The 19,583-nt window shown below is 45.0% G+C and carries 17 protein-coding genes; 7 read left to right on the top strand and 10 right to left on the bottom strand.

Going from position 1 to position 19,583, the window contains the following annotated elements:
* From H5073_RS12765 to H5073_RS12780, 4 genes are all read right to left on the bottom strand, one after another.
* A partial coding sequence (locus H5073_RS12765; RefSeq protein WP_182679953.1) for a hypothetical protein occupies nt 1–413 on the bottom strand: 413 nt, incomplete at its 3' end.
* The gene (locus H5073_RS12770; RefSeq protein WP_182679954.1) at nt 394–3,027 is read right to left on the bottom strand and encodes a hemagglutinin repeat-containing protein; all 2,634 of its coding nucleotides are present in this window, start codon (nt 3,025–3,027) and stop codon (nt 394–396) included. The genes H5073_RS12765 and H5073_RS12770, both read right to left, overlap by 20 nt.
* Nucleotides 3,028–3,118: 91 nt before the next feature.
* Nucleotides 3,119–4,135, bottom strand: coding sequence for a protease SohB (gene sohB, locus H5073_RS12775; protein WP_182679955.1), 1,017 nt, complete (start codon nt 4,133–4,135; stop codon nt 3,119–3,121).
* 114 nt (nt 4,136–4,249) lie between these two features.
* Nucleotides 4,250–6,751, bottom strand: coding sequence for a VolA/Pla-1 family phospholipase (locus H5073_RS12780; RefSeq protein WP_182679956.1), 2,502 nt, complete (start codon nt 6,749–6,751; stop codon nt 4,250–4,252).
* Between the two features lie 260 nt (nt 6,752–7,011).
* Here H5073_RS12780 and H5073_RS12785 point away from each other — a divergent pair, with 260 nt between their 5' ends.
* Complete coding sequence (locus H5073_RS12785; protein ID WP_182679957.1) at nt 7,012–7,749, top strand: YciK family oxidoreductase; 738 nt, start codon at nt 7,012–7,014, stop codon at nt 7,747–7,749.
* A gap of 173 nt (nt 7,750–7,922) precedes the next feature.
* On the opposite strand, the gene H5073_RS18515 is transcribed toward H5073_RS12785, so the two are convergent.
* The 6 genes from H5073_RS18515 to pspA all read right to left on the bottom strand — a co-directional run bounded on the left by H5073_RS18515 (nt 7,923) and on the right by pspA (nt 12,611).
* Nucleotides 7,923–8,330 carry a ComEA family DNA-binding protein gene (locus H5073_RS18515; RefSeq protein ID WP_182679958.1) on the bottom strand — a complete coding sequence of 136 codons (408 nt, stop codon included), beginning with the start codon at nt 8,328–8,330 and terminating at the stop codon, nt 7,923–7,925.
* A gap of 191 nt (nt 8,331–8,521) precedes the next feature.
* Nucleotides 8,522–9,715 carry a TIGR01620 family protein gene (locus H5073_RS12795; RefSeq protein WP_182679959.1) on the bottom strand — a complete coding sequence of 398 codons (1,194 nt, stop codon included), beginning with the start codon at nt 9,713–9,715 and terminating at the stop codon, nt 8,522–8,524.
* Nucleotide 9,716: 1 nt separating this feature from the next.
* Nucleotides 9,717–11,174 carry a YcjX family protein gene (locus tag H5073_RS12800; protein WP_182679960.1) on the bottom strand — a complete coding sequence of 486 codons (1,458 nt, stop codon included), beginning with the start codon at nt 11,172–11,174 and terminating at the stop codon, nt 9,717–9,719.
* Between the two features lie 115 nt (nt 11,175–11,289).
* Entirely contained in the window at nt 11,290–11,685 is a 396-nt protein-coding gene (pspC, locus tag H5073_RS12805; RefSeq protein ID WP_182679961.1) for an envelope stress response membrane protein PspC, read from the bottom strand.
* Nucleotides 11,672–11,911 (bottom strand): envelope stress response membrane protein PspB, encoded by a 240-nt coding sequence (gene pspB, locus H5073_RS12810; protein WP_182679962.1) that lies wholly within the window; start codon nt 11,909–11,911, stop codon nt 11,672–11,674. The genes pspC and pspB overlap by 14 nt, the downstream gene beginning before the upstream one ends.
* A 16-nt stretch (nt 11,912–11,927) precedes the next feature.
* A complete protein-coding gene (gene pspA / locus H5073_RS12815; protein WP_182679963.1) occupies nt 11,928–12,611 on the bottom strand; it encodes a phage shock protein PspA in 684 nt (227 codons plus the stop codon).
* A gap of 176 nt (nt 12,612–12,787) precedes the next feature.
* On the opposite strand from pspA, the gene pspF reads away from it, so the two are divergent.
* The 6 genes from pspF (at nt 12,788) to H5073_RS12845 (ending at nt 19,566) form a co-directional block, all read left to right on the top strand.
* Nucleotides 12,788–13,903, top strand: a complete 1,116-nt coding sequence (pspF, locus tag H5073_RS12820; protein ID WP_182679964.1) for a phage shock protein operon transcriptional activator — start codon at nt 12,788–12,790, stop codon at nt 13,901–13,903.
* A gap of 205 nt (nt 13,904–14,108) precedes the next feature.
* Nucleotides 14,109–15,878, top strand: coding sequence for an ABC transporter substrate-binding protein (locus H5073_RS12825; RefSeq protein ID WP_182679965.1), 1,770 nt, complete (start codon nt 14,109–14,111; stop codon nt 15,876–15,878).
* Nucleotides 15,878–16,909 (top strand): ABC transporter permease, encoded by a 1,032-nt coding sequence (locus H5073_RS12830; RefSeq protein WP_182679966.1) that lies wholly within the window; start codon nt 15,878–15,880, stop codon nt 16,907–16,909. Before H5073_RS12825 ends, H5073_RS12830 begins: the two co-directional genes overlap by 1 nt.
* Complete coding sequence (locus tag H5073_RS12835) at nt 16,896–17,786, top strand: ABC transporter permease subunit (RefSeq protein ID WP_182679967.1); 891 nt, start codon at nt 16,896–16,898, stop codon at nt 17,784–17,786. The genes H5073_RS12830 and H5073_RS12835 overlap by 14 nt, the downstream gene beginning before the upstream one ends.
* 3 nt (nt 17,787–17,789) lie before the next feature.
* Nucleotides 17,790–18,800: an oligopeptide/dipeptide ABC transporter ATP-binding protein gene (locus tag H5073_RS12840; protein ID WP_182679968.1), complete on the top strand. Its 1,011-nt coding sequence runs from the start codon at nt 17,790–17,792 to the stop codon at nt 18,798–18,800.
* On the top strand, nt 18,781–19,566 hold the full coding sequence (locus H5073_RS12845; protein WP_182679969.1) for an ATP-binding cassette domain-containing protein: 786 nt from the start codon (nt 18,781–18,783) through the stop codon (nt 19,564–19,566). Before H5073_RS12840 ends, H5073_RS12845 begins: the two co-directional genes overlap by 20 nt.
* The last annotated feature ends 17 nt before the right edge of the window (nt 19,567–19,583 follow it).

Genomic DNA, 19,583 nt, shown 5'->3' on the forward strand with positions numbered 1-19,583 from the left:
CATGCATCACTTATATAAACATTCATCATCTTGTCGCTCTTTATTTCTTGCTCAGTTTTTATTCTATAAACCCGTTTTAAATAAGCTTCTTCATCTACCTGCATCTGATTTTGAGCCTTAAAAGATTTAAAACTAACAACAATAGTTGAAAGAGAATCTCTACTTTTTAAGACAATCCACTGGTTTTTCTTATTTTCGCTTTGTGTCCCGTGATATTCATATATCCAGTTAGCATTCATTAAGGCTAGCCAGTTATTCGGTGGACTAAAGCGGCCATACTCATTTTCAAATACGTCTGTGCTATCAACCTCTACAGAGGTAGAGCCACAGCCTACCAAGGCCAACACACACACTAGCAATATCAGCGCCTGTCTGGGCAACAAGGCAATAAACTTAAGGATTTGTTGGGCCACATTGTGCTCCTTTAAGGTCTGAACATTTATAATCACTGTGCGCTGCTCCGCTAAACCCTTTAAATCGATTGAGGTAGCCATCAATGGTATCATTTTGACCTGTGTTGCCACCCCAAATTTGTGCCACAGGATCACCTGGTTGACTATAATTCCCTCTAAATATAAATAGTTTATCATCTTTAAAGATTTTATTGCTTTCCACGCTTGCTGGTGAGCCAAAACCTGCAATCATCGGGCGTTTATCAATTTTCTTATCGCCATTTTTTATCATGAAGTAATCTTGATGTTTAAATCCGCCCGTTTCATAACCGCCTTTATTCGCAATGTACTTATAGCCTTGTAAGGTCAATAGGTTGCCTTGTGAGTGGTTAGCAAAGTTAGACCCTTCACTTCCTCTTGCGGTAGTGACAGTTCGTAAAAATTCGCCAGTATCTTTAGCCATACCTGTGGTGCCTCCGAAGTAGTCAATCATTGACTCCAATCCATCATTGATGCCGCCGCGGGTTGGATTATAATTCAATGATAGTAATACACTACCATAGCCAACTTTATCCTTATTATGGGTTTGCCCTAGTGCACTGAGTAAGCCATCTGCTTCTTGGTTCAACATACCATTGGTTGAATTTTGCAGTGTTGCAGATCCCTTGTTGATAACCACAGGCTCTATGGTTACATATAAGTTGTGACCTTTTAGTTTATCTTGTGTTTCAACCGAAACAGATTTGAAATAATCACTTTCTTCAATTGCTATAAATTCACTCTTCCTTTCTGGTGAAATATTGTCCGCCGTAGCCAGTTGAATCACCTTTTGCTTACTGTCACTTTGCCCTAAAAGCACTGGGATTTGAGCAATCAAGCCGCCATTACCCGCATCACTTGGCAATATCCCGCCAGTATAGGCTCCTAAGGTATCAATGACTGTGCCTAAACCTGCTAGGAATGCATTGTCGTTGAGTGCACTAGGCAATATCTCGTCAACCATTTGCATCACTTCACCTGTCACATCAGCAGCCACTGCGACCTGCTCATGATCCACGGTAATATCAATATTGCCCTGCTGGCGGTCGACGCTATAAAACGTCTTGTCGATATTATCTGTGTCGCGGTTAAGTCCTGCTAAGACGTTACTGGCCGTGCCTTGGGCTGGGTTTATACCATCAACATTTGCACCACTAATGTTTATACCATCAATACTCACGCCGCCCACCAGCACAGTGCCTTGTCCTAGGGTGGCTAAGGTCTTGCTCTTGTCATAGCTTGACTCATTACTGTAGCTATATTGGCTAGAGTTTACATCTAAGCTATTGCTGCTGGTTTCACCGTCACCTGTGACCTTGGTCGCGGGTAAAGTATTGGCTTTAGCATTGGCATCATTAGCCTGAGTCGTTTGTGTCGTGATGCCAATATTGGCACTTATTCCACCACTGACCTGGCTGTTAAAGCGGGTATTGGTGAGATCGGTAAAGCTCAATGAACCTGTGGCTAAGCTGAGCTTGCCATTGTCTTTACCATCGGCGCCTAAACTTGCTAGCAGCGCACCGACAATATTGGTATTGCCCGCAACATTCACGTTCACTTCAGCGCCTGTGAGGCTACTGAGCACAGTTTCTTTATTTTGATAACGCCCCGCGCTGGCATTTAAGCCCCCATTGACGCTGCCAACACCACCGCTGGTGTCGCCTATGTTAGTGGTCGCAACAGTTTTTCCAGCAAGACTTGATAAGGCACCGCCGACTGCACTTGAAACACTGTCCGGTGCTTCATTGCCAGCATTGAAACTAAACCCGCCACTGACGCCAAAGCCTTTATTGCTGCCGCTGGCCCTGTTTTGCTTAGACTCGAGTAATAAGTCACCGCCCACATCCAGATTAAGGCGATTGTCAGCGCTCAGATTAGCGCCTTCAATACGGGTATCCCCTTCGGTGATGATGTTGATATCCGCCGCTGTCAGGGTGGCGTTGTTATAGGTAGTGGTTTTATCCTTGGTTTGATTGCGATCATAACTTGCACTCACGGTTGGGCCACCTGCTGCGCCGCCAATGGTTTGTGCTATGGTGATATGACCGTTCTGGGTTTCACGGCTACTGCTACTGGTATCCCTTGAGGCCAACACGCTCAGTTCACCTGTGCTGATGTTGATGGCATTTTTGGCATTGAGATGACTGCCCTGAATTAAGGTCATCCCTAGCGCCGTACTCACCGCCCCTCGATCTCCACCCTGAGCTAACCCCGTCAGGATATTGATATTATTGCCACTGAGTGTTGAGGCCAGTGAGGTCGTTTGCTCCAACTCGTTCTTGGTATTACTGGCATCGATATCCAGCTGAATGCCGGCATTAAATCCATATACTGCTGCAGTTGTCACTCCTGCTAGCTCCTGCTGAACTAAATTGACGCCCTTCATGGTCGCATCGGCTGTCGCTAAGGCGATGCCCGCGATATACCAGTCCTCATCACTGTTGACATCTGCCAGCAACTCACGCATGTCTATGATATCGGCATAATTCACCCCAGGTGCGCCGCTGTTATAGTCCGCTTCCAATTGAGCAAGCTGGCTTTCAAGCTCACCGCGCTGTTTCTTATAGGTGCGGTAATCTTGCTCAGACTGCTTCACTTTATCAGTGGCTTCTTTGAGTGATTAAAGAAAGGGATATATAAAATAATGGCGGTAATAACAAGGTTATCACCGCCATTGGGGATCATATTTAGTATGAGTTTTTATTCATTTCCATAAGGCGATTAACGATTGAGCTGACAGAGAGTGACACTCCATGAGCCAACTTATCGCTGAGTTTTTTCTTGATTTGGTATTTTACCTTAATAACTCGGTGTTCTTTAGCTAAATTAAGCAACACATCATCACTGGTACTGATGGCATCAATCAAACCTAATTCTATCGCTTGCTGACCATACCAATGCTCACCCGTGGCCACTTTAGCGATATCCATTTCAGGGCGGTATTGACCTACAAAAGATTTAAATAATACATGGGTGTCTTCAAGCTCTTGTTGGAACTTGTCCCTGCCTTCTTGGGTATTTTGACCAAATAGAGTCAAGGTTCGCTTAAAGTCGCCTGCGGTATGCTGCTCATAATCGATATCATGTTTTTGCAATAAACGATGAAAATTGGGTAATTGCGCCACTACGCCAATGGAGCCCACAATCGCGAAGGGGGCTGCATAGATTTTATTCGCCACGCAGGCCATCATGTAACCGCCGCTGGCGGCAACCTTGTCGATACATACACTAAATTTGATATTGGCTTGACGCAGGCGGTCAAGCTGACTTGAAGCAAGGCCATAACCATGCACCATGCCGCCACCACTTTCTACATTAACGATAACTTCATCATCCGCTTCAGCTATGGTTAAAATCGCGGTAATTTCTTCTCGAAGCGAGCTGACTTCATTGGCATCGATACTGCCTTTGAAATCGATAACAAATACTGTTGCTTGTTTGACGTCATCTAGCTTCTCTTTCGCTTTCTCATCAGCCTTTAGCTGTTTCTCGTAGGCTTTAAACTGCTTTTTAGTGAGTAATTCTTGTTTAAGATCGTGCTTGAGCGCGGTAAGTTCTTCAGAAATATGGGTCAAACTTAACTCACCCTTATCTGATTTTTGCCTTACTGCAGTCATCAGCACCATGGTAATTACTGCCAGTACAGACAATAAAATTGTCACAGCTTTGGCTAAAAACAAACCGTATTCGTATAAAAATTCCAAAATTAACTCCAAAAAAAGCACAGGGCGAAATTGCCCGCTATTCTAGCAGGCATTGAATAAATTAAAAAACCCAGCTTGCGCTGGGTTTTTGTATCACTATGTAACTGGAATTAATTAACTACCACAAGAGGCTATTACACTAGGATTTGTAACTGCAATGGTTGGGGTCCCCATACCAGCAGACTGAGCAAAACCTGCCACTTGCATTTGCATTTCCACAGTTGCCGCAGCGGCCATACCATCGGTTGCTGAGGTTTCACTTGGATCCACAATCGAGCTGTGATGCCCTTTAGCGAAACGCACCGCACCTGATCCCTGAGTCGTTTCTGCAACACAGCCTAGACCTAAAGAGCGGATAAAAGGCTCAGTACCAGACAACGGGAAACCTGCTACTGAATTAGGTAAGGTTTGATCAGGCTTATTGTCCGCGCCATCTCCCACCACTTCAATCAAATGAACAGGCAAGCCTAATGATGCTAATTTAGCGCCGTGGTTGACAGGGTCAACTGAATCCACCGCAGTTTGAATCGCAAGCGCAAAGCTTGGAATAAAGCCCGCGTAAACTGCTTGCACCAGGGCTACGTACTCAGGTGTACCCTCGACATAACCTGCGGTGTTTTTCTCTGCCACTAATGCAATAAAGGTCGGGTCCTTAGTCACGTTAGTAAATAATGTTTGTGCAAAACTTGCTGAGCCTGCAAAAGAGCCCGCTAAACCGCCAGCTGGCGCCACTAATGATGCGGCATTTATTGCAAAAGGATTACCTAAATCAGCGCCTGTTGTAGGATCTTTAAGCCCCGTGCTGGCATAAGTTGATAAGGTTGACCCGACTATGCCGCCAAGACTTAAGCCTTGAACACTAATCTTTGACACATCAAAAACTTGTGGCTGTTTAGCATCGCTAAGTTGTTGCGCCATGCCCGTTAATAACAGACGTAAACTTAAGTGATCAAGCGTCGCTTGACGGAAGTTATCACGCACCATCAATGAGCTAGCAATATTGATAAAATCTAAGATAGTGCCTTTGTTAAACGCATCAGGCTTACCGACAACACTGCCGTAATCCTTTAGCGTTGCAGTCACTTCATAGATACCATCGTTATTTGCATCGAATGAGCGCTCACCGTGCAATGGCATATCCATGGCGATAGTCGCAATGCCCGCTGCCGCGTAAGTACCGGCATAAGACAATGCCATTTCCTTACCACCACCTAAGCCGTGCATAGCGATAGTCGTAGGCCAACCGGCAGCCGGCGGTACAAAGGTACCGCCCTTGCCCATAATATAAGCGGCAAGTTTAGGGCCATTTGGCAAGGTGATCTGCACCTTGATATTCTCATAGCCCTTAATCGCAGGAATGGGGTTGAATTTGGTTAAGTGCTTGGTTTTGTCCGCTGCGGTGCCATCATTTAAGGTAAAGGTTTTGCCGGCAAGGAGTGCTGGGTTAGTTTGCGCCTCAACTGGGTCGACCCCTTGTGCTATAGCTTGAGTCGCAAAATGGGCCGTACTCATGGTGCCATTTTGCACAGCAAGCAGCACTGACAAGGGACTATCAAACTGCGCTGCCCAGCGGCTGTTGTTTAAGCGCTTTTTCTGTTCTGGTTCAGCATTATCATCAAGTACACAAGCGGCCGATGAACAATTACCATAAATAGGTAATCGGATTGTGGCTGTGTATAAATCCGCTAAATCCGCAGTCTCATAACTTGGGTGAGCAGACGGTAATTGTAACGCTTGCGCAACCGTTATGCCCATTGGTGTAGGAGCCTGGACGAAAGAGGGTTTATAAGGCTCGCTCGATGCCATTAACAGCTTAGTTGTCTCATAAACATCAGCAACCGATTGCGTCGTAAACAGGCCTGAATAGGTGATTTCACTGGTGTCGACACCATGCTCACTGGCCATGCCTTTCTCATAGCTGTTGACTAAGGTTTGCAGCCCACGTTGAGCAGGCGTAGCAAGATAATTTGTTTCAATATCTAATTTCACTAAGGTATAGGTTTCAGATGGCTCGATAGCACGGCCCTTTGAATCTTGGATTAACTTAGTGGTGGCATAAATATAAGACTGCTTGGCTTTAAGCGGCTTAAGTGGAATGATGGCTATTTTACTGCCCGAGCCAACTGAAATGAAATCGACACCGTATACGAGCTCAGCCCCCACTTTACAAGCGGAAGATGCTGCTGCCGCTTTACACTCTGGATCGCCAGATAACGCACCGCCAACTGTGGCTTCAAATACGCGCACCGCCCCCGCTTGAGCGACCGATGCAGTATCTAATGTTAATACTGTGCCATCGTGATCTTTGGCAAATTTAATATCAATTGAGATGGGAGATGTGGTTGACCACCCATCTAATGCGCCGATAGCAATTTGTGGATTAACATAATTTCCCGCAGCCTCTACATTATTAGGCATGTTTATTGTGCCGTCATTAGTGCCACTAAAGAGTAAATCATTTGGCACTGGCAATTTGCCATTAGCTGGGTCAAACACCATATGCGAAACTGGAATTAACGGCGTAGCCTTTTCAATTAATTCGTTTGTGCTATCTTCACCACAGCCTGTGAGTCCAAGAGCAGATGTGATTGCAACACCCAAAATGAGTCTTTTCATCTTTTTTCCCCAAATCTTGTTGTAATAGTTTTGTTTTCCCCAAAAAATTGGTCACAATAGTCCAAACATATGACCATAAGGACTTATTTCTGTCCTTAACTCGTCTCAAGTTAACGTAAAATTATTGAGTTAGCTACAAATTTGTTACCTCAAAGTGGCTGGCTAGTTAACAAATATGAGTCAATTGTTTAAAACAATCGTTTACTTTAAGAGCGACTCTTGATTTGGTGGGCTTTGGCGCCCAGAGGAACTATTCAATCATGTTGGATTATCAAGCTGGAAAAGATTTACTTATTAACAAGACTATCTTAGTCACAGGCGCTGGTGACGGCATAGGAAAGGCAGCCGCTATAGAGTTTGCAAAATATGGCGCTACCGTCATTTTGCTGGGCAAGACGGTTAAAAAGCTTGAAAGCGTCTACGACATTATTGTCAATGCTGGCTACCCGACACCTGCCATAGTGCCACTGGATCTTAAAGGTGCTACCGAGCAGCATTATATCGACATGGCAGAAACCATAGCCGAGCAATTTACTTATTTAGATGGCCTATTACACAATGCCAGTCAATTAGGCGCACTAGGGCCTTTTGAACATATTGATTTAGCCTCACTTGAAGACATCATGAAGGTCAATGTTACTGCTCAAGTGTTACTAACCAAAGCCATGTTGCCCATCATGCGCAAGGCGCCAACGGCTTCAATCATCTTCACCTCAAGCGGTGTGGGTCGCCAAGGTAAAGCCTACTGGGGGCCTTATGCGTTCTCAAAATTTGCCACCGAAGGCATGATGCAGGTTTTGGCCCATGAATGTGATGGCACCAGTATCAGAGTCAACAGCATAAACCCTGGTGCTACTCGCACCGAAATGCGTGCTAAAGCCTATCCAGGTGAAGATCCTATGAGCCTTAAAACTGCTGAAGAAATTATGCCAAGCTATCTTTTCTTGATGGGTGAAGACTCAGTAAAAACCAATGGCGCTCAATTAAACGCTCAATAGTCAGTGGGTCATCATTGGAGCGCACTTAGCTAAAAATAAACTGCTCAATATAGGTTGAAAAGTTATCTTGAGTACAGTGAGTTGAATAAGGTGCATTCATATAAAAATAGGGAGCCAATGGCTCCCTATTTTTATATGAATGTTTTGACGTTTAACCACTCGGCTTAACCCATTTAAAAACTAACATTATCAGCATTGTGTTCAATAAACTTCTCACCAATGCCTGACACTTGTGTCAGCTCCTCTAAGCTACCAATTTTGCCGTTATTTTCACGGTACTCAATAATAGCCTTCGCTTTAGCAATGCCAATCCCTTTAAGTTGTTGCAACTCTTCAAGCCCCGCACTATTGACATTAACGCGATATGTGTCCGTGGCATCAGGCGTAGCTGCGTTGGCAGTATTGCTTGCTTGAGAGTTAAGCACCTTCTCACTGCTCGAATTGCCCTTAGCGGCGTTCACTTTAGATGATTCAGGCTCTGTGGCATGAAGCGGATTAAGCAGTAATAAAGCCAGTATAAACGTGCCTATAAGACTTGTGAATAGACGCACTTGGGTGGTAACTCTTGATAAAAAACTCATAATGGTTCTCCTTGTTTCCAGTGAATATCCAGCCTGCCTCCTGTTCCTTGGCTGAATAGCTTCTAACCTGCGTATGTGTAACTACACATTTGTTAGACACTAACTTTAGTAAAAAACCATCAGAGTACCAAATTCGCTTAAGCGCTAGAGGCTAGGTTAATGCCAGTGCAGTAACCATTTCATGCCTATATTTATTGACCTTTGCGCTTCACGCCTTGCAGATTATCTGTTTGCTGTTTCACTGGCCCTTGCTGGCTGAAACTTGTCAGGCTTAAATCCTTCAGTTGGCTTAATAGACTTTGATGCAGCTGGCTCAATTTGGGCTTATTGTCTTGATTAAACACCAGCGGCCGGCAAAGACTCATGGCTTGATAGCCTAGGCGCGCCGTTAATAGTCCGCCTCCAAGACCTTGAGCCACCCTAGCCGATAATTTACCAGCCATTTCAAGGGATAAAACTTGAGTACCAAGGTCAGTAATCAGCTCTGCACTACCAGCATAAATAATGTTAGCGACTATGCTGCGTAATAATTTAATCCGACTCCAGTAGCCTAAGTCGATGGCATAAATTTGGGCAACTTGAGTCACCATTTTTTGATTTCGCCACAGAATAATTGCCATATCTAACGCAGCAAGAGGGCTGGCTGAAAGCAATAACGCCGCTTCGGCCGCATAACGACTAATAAGTTTTTTGGCTTCGCTATCCCTTTGACTCAGCACTAAGGTATCAAATAACATCAGCTTTTCAGCATCATTATGTTCAGGGTTTATATGGGTTAAATATTGCCGACTGGCGCTGTCTTCGGGATAGCGCTTCAAAAGCGGCGTGATAAATTTATCCGCCTCACCGATTTGCATACTCAACGCCAAACGTTCGCCAGTCTCTTGAGTGCTAACAACCTGTTTTAACTGGCCAAGCTTGCGCCATTCACTGATAAAGCCCAGGCTTGCAACACCGACAACCACCCCGAGCACTATAGTGTAAAAACCAAATAACCAGGGGCTTTGCTCAAACGCTTGCCATAACCCCAAGCCCGTCTCAACGAACACTAGCGTGCTAAGCGCCAGCAATAATAGCTTAACAGGCCAAGTCATTTTACTGCGGGATTTAAGCTTGATGATGGGATTATTGGCCGTTAAGTCAAAGCCTGCTAACTTTGCATCATGGGCTTGTTCAGTTGTTTTATCAGCGCTTTGCTCAGCCGTTTGTTCAAATCCTGCTTGATGGCTTGGATTAAACTCTTTTTCATCAAAGGCTTGGCTTGCTTTAAATTTGGCGCTATGAGACTGGCTAGCTGTGCTGCCATTGGCTTCACAGCTCAGGCTTGGCAACTCATCAAAAATTTGCTGCTGCTTGAGTTTATTGATTGGCGGTTTTTCTAACATATTAGGTCAGCTTATCGGCAAGTAAAAATTGAAGGAGATGATCGAGGCGAATATGTTCAAATTGTGCCCCACCAGCATGCCTATGGCTGACACCATCAACTTGATGGTCCTTAGGTAAGAAAGACATAAAATCAAACCCTTGCTCACGCCAAAAATCAGCTGTTGGTAACTGCTTGGGCACTTCGCCGGGAAATACCGTAGTCATTTTTCCCGCAAGATTTCGGCCTTTTATCACTTCTTGATTGCCATCAGCCGTGCTAACCATGCCATGCTCTGTCACTTTAATGGCACTGATAGCCATGGTTTCTACATCGCAGCCTTCAAAACTGGCAAAGTGCTGACTTTGCCTGAGCATGTCAGTCAGTAGTTGCAGCACATGACCTTGTTGATCCCGCGTTACCCTATCAACCTGACTGGCGGCAAATAATAACTTATCAATCCGCGGTGAAAATAAACGTTTGATAAGGCTCGACTGACCAAAATGAAAACTTTCCATAATTTGATTCAAGGCAAAACTCATGTCATTAAATTGGCCGTGGCCATGATTAAGGGCATTTAAGCAATCCACCAGCACTAATTGGCGATCGAAACTTGAAAAGTAATCCCGATAAAATGGCTTAACGACTTTTGCCACGTATTGCTGATAGCGAGTTTTTAGTACTTGATAATGGCTATTGTCAGCACTGCTTTCTAGGCGCTTATGATCAGCTTCACTGAGTTCAAGTAACGGGAAAAAAGCGAGTAATGGGGTTGATTCAAATTCTCCTGGCAACAACATGCGCCCAGGCTGAGCTAAGTAATAACCTTGCACTCGAACCAGATCTATCAATAGCGCCTGATAACTGGCGGCGAGCAGCTTTAGTTGTTGCTCATCGGCACTGCTTTCAAGTGATAAGGCGTTAAGCTTGCATGAAAAATCAGCATAAAGCGGCGAGGCTTTAAAGCGCGCAGCAGTGGCTTTTTGGGATAAACACCAGCTGGTAAAATCCATGTTCAGCATAGGTAAATCCAGCAGCCACTCACCGGGATAATCTATAATATCCACATACAAGGTCGCAGTATCAGTTAATTTAGCCAGTAGGCCTTTCTCGGGACGATATTTTACCGCCAATCTAAGTTCGGTAATTTGCCGCGTCGATGCCGGCCAGCGTGCAGGTGTTGAGGTTAAAGCATCCATAGCACCTTGATAATCAAAGCTTGCTACCGCTAAGTCCGGTTGCATGGCACGCTTGACGCCAATCAAGCGCCCTTCTCTGGCCACTTGCCATAAAGGTAAAGGTGACGAAGCAGCTTTAGCATCACAATGAAGCAATTGGTTCACAAGGCCTGTGATAAATGCCGTTTTCCCCGCGCCACTAAGGCCTGTGACCGCTAAACGTACATGCCTGTCAGTGCTGCGCAGCACTAAGGATTGCGTGGCTTGATTAAGCTTATTTACTGAACGTTCTATCAATCCCAAAAAAATGCTTCCTTATTGTGCTAAACCCTTAATTAAATTCTTAACTAAACCCTTCAATAAACCAGCTGCACATTTCCCATAGCAACAAGGGCGGAAAACCGCCCTTTGAATGATGCTATAGATTATCAATTTGTCTTTTCAGATCGAAATTATCTGAAGTGACGTGACGCTCAAGTTGCTGCAAGCGAGTCTCAAGCTTAGTAAACTGACGGTTCACATCGAAGAGCGCTTGCTTGGCAGGCTCTCCAGCTTGCCAGACTTTCTTCTTTACTTCGATATCTTTATGTTCGAACTTATCGTCTAAGTTTTTAGGCTTTTCATCTAAGATCATCCAAAGGGCAATATAAATAACAAAAACAAACCCTGTGCCGCCCAATAAAAATATCGATACTGCTAATACTCTTACCAACCAAGTTTCAAAATTGAAGTACTCTGCGATACCAGCGCAGACACCTGCAATTTTTCCAGCCTTGGCATTACGGTATAAAGTTCGACCATTAGAGGTGTTCATGCTTTGCCCTCCATTCAGGTGATTGAGTATCTAATATTGCCTCCAGCGTCTCAATGCGGCTGCCCATTTTTTCAGCTTTAGCGATGAGATCATTTAGCTGGCTAAACTCTTCCTCTGTGAGTCCTTGGCTCACCTGCCGCTTACTGCGGTAATGAAGCACTAGCCAAATGGGCGCAACAACTAACAAAAAGATAATAATTGGTGCTATTAGTATATCCATGTCCATAACCTACCTCGATTTATTAGGCTTTTGTTTTTGGCTGAGCTTTAGCCTTCACCTTAGCCTTTAATGCCGCTAATTCATCACTCACTGAGTCCTCAGCAGCTAAAGCGGCAAATTCATCGGCTAAGCTATTCTTTTTACCCATATCATAAGACTCAACTTGCGCTTCAATTCCTTCTACGCGACGCTCGTATTGCTCAAACTTCATCATGGCATCATCAATCTTGCTTGAATCTAACTGCTTTTTCACTTCTAGGCGTGAAGTTGCAGTCTGCTTGCGCATGATAATGGTCTTTTGACGAGCACGTGCATCGTTTAGTTTTTCTTGAAGTTGAGCCACTTCATCTTTCAAGCGCGCAATGTGCTCTTCAACCACTTGTAACTCAAGTTCCAATGTATCCAGTAAAGTGCCTGTTTTTTGCTTTTCAATCAAGGCTGCTTTAGCTAAATCTTCCCTGTCTTTGGATAAGGCAAGTTCTGCCTTGTCTTGCCAATCTTGTACTTGTTCCTGTACACGGGCTACACGTCTTAGTAATTCTTTCTTTTCTGCTAAAACCTTGGCAGAAGTTGAACGCACTTCAACTAAGGTGTCCTCCATCTCTTGGATGATAAGGCGTACCATTTTTTCAGGGTCTTCTGCTTTATCTAATAAAGCACTGATGTTGGAGTTAACTATGTCTGCAAAGCGAGAGAAAATTCCCATAATGTGTTCCTCAATTGAACGTTAATGTCGAAGTACATAATACACATAGCATGCCAACTTTTGATAAGCCATATTTATCATGCACTTAGATTAAATCCAAGTTTTTCTTTCTTTTTAAACCTCAGACAACTATTATGATTTTCACCAATAATTAGCGTAAAAGACTAACCAATATCGTGGCGAATTCATACCAACAAGATAATCTCATCGGTCAATCCAATGCCCTATTAGAAGTATTAGAGCATGTGTCTAAAGTGGCCCCGCTGTCTAAACCTGTGCTGATTATTGGTGAGCGAGGCACAGGTAAGGAACTCATTGCCGAGCGTCTACACTACTTATCTGCACGCTGGGATCAAGCATTTATTAAGCTAAATTGCTCATCCTTAAGTGAAAACTTATTAGAAAGTGAACTCTTTGGCCACGACTCTGGGGCATTTACTGGGGCTAAAGGTAAGCATGAAGGTCGTTTCGAGCGCGCCGATGGCGGTACACTGTTTTTAGATGAACTGGCAAATACCTCTGGGCTTATCCAAGAAAAGCTGCTTAGGGTCATAGAATACGGTGAGTTTGAACGGGTGGGTGGCAGTAAAACAGTGCAAACCGATGTCAGACTGATTTGTGCCGCCAATGAAGATTTGCCCACATTAGCCGAACAAGGTGAATTTCGCGCCGATTTACTCGATAGACTGGCATTCGATGTGATCACCTTGCCACCACTGCGTTGTCGCACCGAAGATATCATGCCCCTTGCAGAACATTTTGCCGTCAGTATGGCCAGACAACTAGGTTTAGATTTTTTCCCAGGCTTTAGCCCTATCGCCGTCGAGCAATTAATGATGCACTCATGGCCGGGTAACATTCGTGAACTTAAGAATGCGGTTGAGCGCAGTGTCTACCGCAGCGGTCAAGAAAACGCCATAGAAGAAATCATCCTTGATCCGTTTGCCTCACCTTATCGGCCAACTAATCGAGTTAAAACCTTAAGCCGTCAGCATTCACATGCGAATCATTCAGGGCCAGCAACGATTGAAAGAATGGCTACTGACGCTAATGTCCAAACGCAAAATTTAACTTCAGAAGGACTAGCATCTGACGTATTAGCACCTCAAGTCTTGCAATTAACCTTTCCCATCAGCTTTAAAGAGCATACCGAGCAATTTGAAGTGGATTTAATCAACCAAGCCCTGAGCGAGAGCCAATTTAATCAGAAGAAAACAGCCGAATTGCTCGGCCTGAGTTATCATCAGCTCAGAGGGATCTTAAAGAAGTATAATTTATTGGATAAGGCGTAAACTTGATGAGAAAAGATGCACATTGCCCCAACTTGCTTTCCACTGTTAAAATAGCTATTTAGGCCAATGCTAGCCGATACTTATTGGCTGTTTTCGCGAACTTGGCGTGGTTAGCATCACTAGCAAGTAGGCTATGATGGTGTTAATGCGAAGGGCTCTGCTAGCCCTGATTGGAAATTATAATGACAATATGTTGGGTCTATTCATGATGCGTCAATGGCAACTTACCTTAGTGTGTGCCTGTAGCCTGCTTCTATCTGCCTGCGGTAAAGCACAATTGCCATCAGGGCTAGTGTATTGTAGCGAAGGAAACCCTGAAACCTTCAACCCACAATTGGTGACATCAGGTACGACTATCGATGCCACTTCAAATCAAATTTATAATCGCTTAGTGGATTATGACTCTGCCAGCGCGAGCATAGTGCCAAGTCTTGCCACCCAATGGCAAGTCTCAGATGATGGCCGGGCTTATCGGTTTAATTTGCGCCGCGACGTGCATTACCACCAATCCGAACTTTTTACCCCCAGCCGTTTTTTCAATGCCGATGACGTGCTGTTTTCATTTAACCGCATTATCGACTTACAGCATCCTTACCATGAGATCACTCGTACCGGTTACCCCTTCTTTCAAAGTATTAGCTTTGCAGAATTGGTAACCAATATAGAAAGAGTCAATGATTTTGAAGTGGTATTTCATCTGTCTCGCCCAGATGCCGCCTTTCTTTCCAACTTAGCGACCGATTTTGCGGTGATCTTATCTGCTGAGTACGCTCAGCAGTTACTGGCTCAAAACCAAGCCGATAAACTCGACTTTTTTGCCATAGGCACCGGGCCTTTCAAACTTGATGAATACGTAAAAAACGAGTACATACGTTATAAAAAACATGCTGACTTTTGGGGCGTTATCCCAAAAATTGAAATGCTGGTGTTTGATATTACCCCAAGAAGCTCGGTACGACTGGCTAAACTCATTACCGGCGACTGCAGTGTATCAGCACTACCCAAAGCCACCGAACTTGCCGTGGTCAAGCAGCAAAAGAACCTCATTATCGATACCCAAGCAGGTCTTAATGTGGCCTTTTGGGCATTTAATACTCAAAAAGCCCCCTTTGACGATGTAAGAGTGCGCCAAGCTCTTGCCCATGCTGTAGATAAGGAAAATATTTTACGGGTGGTGTATCACGATACCGCAGTGGCCGCCACTGGGGTGTTACCCCCCTCATCTTGGGCCTATACTCCAAGCGTTATCCCAAATGAATACAACCCCAAAAAAGCTCGACAGCTATTAGATGCCGCAGGTATAAACCAATTAAGCATTGATATTTGGGCCATGCCAGTAGCCCGGGTTTACAACCCAAATGCACTGAAAACCGCAGAACTTATTCAGGCAGATTTAGCGGCAATTGGTGTAAAAGTGAATATTGTCAGTTATGACTGGAGCGTGTTTACTCAAAAACTGGCTTTAGCAGACTATGATTCAGTGCTCATAGGTTGGAACGCTGACAATAGTGACCCAGATAACTTTTTCACCCCACTATTGAGCTGCGCGGCTTTCAACTCAAACAACAACCGTTCACGCTGGTGCCAACCCGCCTTTGATGAACTATTAACCAAAGCTCAGGCAACTACTGATAAACCTGAGCGTAAGGCCCTTTATCAAGCCGCCGAAGCCATTATTGCCGCTCAGGTACCTATGGTTAATTTAGCCCACGCCCAAAAAGTGGTGCTGCGTAAAAAACAACTCACGTCAACCCACAGTGCCCCCTATGGCGGTATTTCTTTTGCACCGATAATATTAGCTGAAAAAAACCTTGCCACGCCTGCAGCTGAAACTCAACAAGCTGATCTTTATGGTGATAGTGATATTAGCCACGATAGTGGTACTAAACACTCTGACAGCGAGTCAAATCCCACCAAGGTGTCTCATAATCCAGCAGATAAGCCTTCAGACGCCCCAACACAGGAGCAGCACTAATGTGGCGCTATATAATTAGACGAGTGGTACTGTTTTTTGCCACATCCCTAGTGATGATGGCGGTGCTGTTTATTGCTGCAAGCCTTTTCCCGGTTGAGAAAAGTTATTCACTCAGCGGTATTGAGTTTCCAACCCCCATACAGCAAATCGAGCTTACGCAAACCTATCAACTGAATGGTAATTTATTTAACCAATTTACCGCTTATTTGCGCGAGCGACTCTCTGGTAATTTAGGCATTTCCAGTAACTCACAACAAAGTGTTGCCGATGAGTTAATGAGCGTACTGCCAGCCTCTTTTGAACTGTCCCTGTTTGCTGGCGCCTTAGCTTTGATTTTTGGCGTGCCTTTAGGCGTTATTGCTACCCTAACCAAGAATAAAATCGTCGAGACCAGTATTTTAGCCCTGACCTTAACAGGCTATTCAGTACCCGTGTTTTGGCTGGGGTTAACGCTGTCATTGTGGTTTGGGGTTAACTTAGGCTGGTTGCCCATCGCTGGGCAGATTAATTTACTCTATGAAATCGAAAATATCACTGGCTTTATGCTTATCGATACCTTGTTATCCGACTCAGCGTTTGCCATGGCCGCTTTTGAAGATGCCTTGCTGCATATCATTCTCCCCGGTGTCACCTTAGCTGTGCTGCCTTTTACCACAGTAATACGCATTACCCGTCAGGCGCTGCAAGATGTTATGACCCAAACCTATATTCAAGCAGCTGAAGCTCGCGGTCTCAGCAGCAGAAAAATCCTATTACGCCACGCACTGCCTAATGCGCTCATTCCTGTACTAAAAAGCTTTGGCTTAATGCTGGGCTCATTTGCAGGTTACGCTATAGTGGTTGAAGTTATTTTCGCTTGGCCTGGTGTCGGGGCATGGTTGGTATCTGGTATCTATCAACGCGATTATACTGTGATCCAAGGCGGAATATTGTCCGTGTCACTGCTAATTATATTCTTAAGCATTATCATAGATTTAATTTATACAGCCATTAACCCCATGAGTAAGAAGGAGCTGTATGCCGCGCATTAAAATTTATCAAGAAGACAATATCGCTTCACCGTCACTGCGAGTCTGGCAATCGTTTTCAGCAAACCCAGCTTCACTTATCTCCCTTTGGGTGGTGCTGTTTTTATTGCTGCTCATTGGTTTCGGGCCGCTACTGGCGCCATTCTCCCCTGAAGCCCAGCAAGCGCATACGATATTGATGCCACCCTCTTGGGATCTCGATGGCCATGTGGAATACTTTTTTGGTACTGACGATCTAGGTCGAGATATCTTTAGCCGCATCCTTCATGGAGTCAGACTCACCTTCGGCATGTCACTGCTTATCGTTAGCGCCGCGTTAACCGCAGGCTTTATCATCGGCGCCCTCTCTGGGATGATGAAAGGCATAAAGTCGAGCATCTTAGGTCACTTACTCGATGCTTTAATGTCCATCCCCTCTTTGCTAATGGCAATTTTAGTGGTCGCCATTACCGGGCCAGGTCTTTATAACGTCTTCTGGGCCGTGGGCATTGCCATGACGCCGCAATTTGTCCGTGCTATCCATCAAGCCGTGCATGAAGAGCTACAAAAGGAATACGTCACTGCAGCTCGCCTTGATGGTGCCAACAATTGGCAGATTTTCTGGTTTGTTATTATGCCGAATGTCTGGGATGTGGTGATAGTGCAAACCACGCTAGCGATTTCAGCAGCGATCCTTGATATTGCTGCACTGGGCTTTTTAAATTTAGGCGCGCAAGCCCCAAGCGCTGAATGGGGCTCCATGGTGTTGCAAGGTTTAGATAATTTACTGGTTGCCCCTTGGACAGTAACCATTCCTGGCGCAGCTATTTTATTTAGCGTACTGTCCATTAATCTGGTGGGTGACGGTTTGCGCTCAGCCCTCGCAGCCATAAGAAACTAACCTATGCCATTACTCGACATTCGCAACCTCACCATAGAGCTAAACACTAACAACACCAAAGTGAAGGTGCTTGAGAAAGTGAGTTTAACCCTCAATGCTGGTGAGATCCATGGCCTTGTGGGTGAATCAGGTTCAGGGCGCAGCTTATTGGCAAAAGCCATTTTAGGCGCCCTTGGGCCACAATGGACTGTCATCGCTGACAGATTAATGCTGGATGGTAAAAACTTGCTCGACATGAGCCCCAAACAGCGCCGCTGCTTGATGGGCTGTGATATAGCGATGATTTTCCAAGATCCTTCAGGCAGTTTAGATCCAGTAAAAACCATTGGCAGTCAGCTTATTGAGTCCATGACTCCCAACAAAGCTGTGCCTTTTTGGCGTAGAGGTAAAGACACCTATTTAAATGCCCAAAAATGGCTGCATAAAGTCGGCATTAAAAATCCAAAATCTCTGATGTCTTGCTACCCATGGGAGCTCTCTGAAGGCGAATGTCAGAAGGTCATGATTGCGATGGCCGTGGCGAACCGGCCTAAATTATTGATCGCCGATGAACCGACAAACTCAGTTGAGCTTAACGCTCAAGCGCAGATTTTTAGATTATTGTCTCAGCTTAATCAATTGCAAAATGTCTCTATCTTACTCATCAGCCATGAGCTGGAAACCTTAGTGCAATGGTGTGATCATTTAACCGTACTTTATAGCGGCCAAGTGATGGAGTCCGGACCAACCCAAGAGATGATAGCCCAGCCGTTTCACCCTTATACCAAGGCGCTGTTGAAAAACTTACCCGATTACACAGGTAAGATGCGCCATAAATCTTATTTGCCAACATTGCAAGGTTCAGCGCCATCCTTACATAATATGCCAGCGGGCTGCCGCTTAGGGCCACGATGTCCTGAAGCCCAGCGGAATTGTGTCAAACAACCCGCACTTGAGCACCAAAAAGACCGCTACTTTGCGTGTCATTTCCCCTATCAAAATGAGCAGGAAGCCGATGACGACGCCTTTGCTTAAAGTCACACAGCTGAGTAAACAGTACCTCACGGGCTACAAGCGGTTTAAGCCGCAATATTATCAGGCACTCTCGCCAGTATCGTTCGAGCTTGAACGCGGCCAGACCTTAGCAATTGTTGGAGAAGTCGGCTCAGGTAAAAGTACCTTAGCGCGTATTCTTGTTGGTGCAGAGCAGCGCACCACAGGGGAGATTTTTTTCGAAGGCGAAGCCCTAGAGACCCGTAATTTGAAGCAGCGTTGCCGGCTTATTCGGATGATTTTTCAAGATCCAAACACCTCGCTCAACCCTAAGCTCACCATCGGCGAGCTGCTAAATGAGCCATTGCGTTTTAGCAGTAACCTCAGCGTCAGTGAACGTAAACAACAAGTGGTTGAAACCTTACGTAAGGTAGGTTTATTGCCAGAACACGCAGACTTTTACCCCAATATGGTCTCTGATGGTCAAAAACAACGGGTAGCAGTGGCAAGAGCATTAATGTTAAACCCTAAGATCATTATTGCAGATGAAGCATTAACGGCACTGGATTTATCAGTCCGCTCTCAAATCATTAACCTATTGCTTAAACTACAAAAAGAGATGGGGTTGTCTTACATATTTGTGTCCCACAACCTCAATATTGTCCGCCATGTGAGCGATAAAATCATGGTGCTCCACCGCGGGGAAATGGTGGAGCATGCCACCACAGAAAACTTATTTAACTCGCCACAACACGAGTACACCCAAAGGCTCATTCAAGAGCAGAGTCAGTTTATGCAAAAGCGTTAAACTGCTCCAACCACTGG

This window comes from Shewanella sp. SR44-3 (genome assembly GCF_014163735.1).
In the GTDB taxonomy this organism is placed as follows: domain Bacteria; phylum Pseudomonadota; class Gammaproteobacteria; order Enterobacterales; family Shewanellaceae; genus Shewanella.

Excerpts from the sequence above, each read along its gene's own strand:
- H5073_RS12780 (WP_182679956.1), bottom strand. The coding sequence starts at position 6,751 with ATGAAAAGACTCATTTTGGGTGTTGCAATCACATCTGCTCTTGGACTC.
- H5073_RS12785 (WP_182679957.1), top strand. The coding sequence starts at position 7,012 with ATGTTGGATTATCAAGCTGGAAAAGATTTACTTATTAACAAGACTATC.
- H5073_RS18515 (WP_182679958.1), bottom strand. The coding sequence starts at position 8,330 with ATGAGTTTTTTATCAAGAGTTACCACCCAAGTGCGTCTATTCACAAGT.
- H5073_RS12795 (WP_182679959.1), bottom strand. The coding sequence starts at position 9,715 with ATGTTAGAAAAACCGCCAATCAATAAACTCAAGCAGCAGCAAATTTTT.
- pspC (WP_182679961.1), bottom strand. The coding sequence starts at position 11,685 with ATGAACACCTCTAATGGTCGAACTTTATACCGTAATGCCAAGGCTGGA.
- pspB (WP_182679962.1), bottom strand. The coding sequence starts at position 11,911 with ATGGACATGGATATACTAATAGCACCAATTATTATCTTTTTGTTAGTT.
- pspA (WP_182679963.1), bottom strand. The coding sequence starts at position 12,611 with ATGGGAATTTTCTCTCGCTTTGCAGACATAGTTAACTCCAACATCAGT.
- H5073_RS12825 (WP_182679965.1), top strand. The coding sequence starts at position 14,109 with ATGATGCGTCAATGGCAACTTACCTTAGTGTGTGCCTGTAGCCTGCTT.
- H5073_RS12830 (WP_182679966.1), top strand. The coding sequence starts at position 15,878 with ATGTGGCGCTATATAATTAGACGAGTGGTACTGTTTTTTGCCACATCC.
- H5073_RS12835 (WP_182679967.1), top strand. The coding sequence starts at position 16,896 with ATGCCGCGCATTAAAATTTATCAAGAAGACAATATCGCTTCACCGTCA.
- H5073_RS12840 (WP_182679968.1), top strand. The coding sequence starts at position 17,790 with ATGCCATTACTCGACATTCGCAACCTCACCATAGAGCTAAACACTAAC.
- H5073_RS12845 (WP_182679969.1), top strand. The coding sequence starts at position 18,781 with ATGACGACGCCTTTGCTTAAAGTCACACAGCTGAGTAAACAGTACCTC.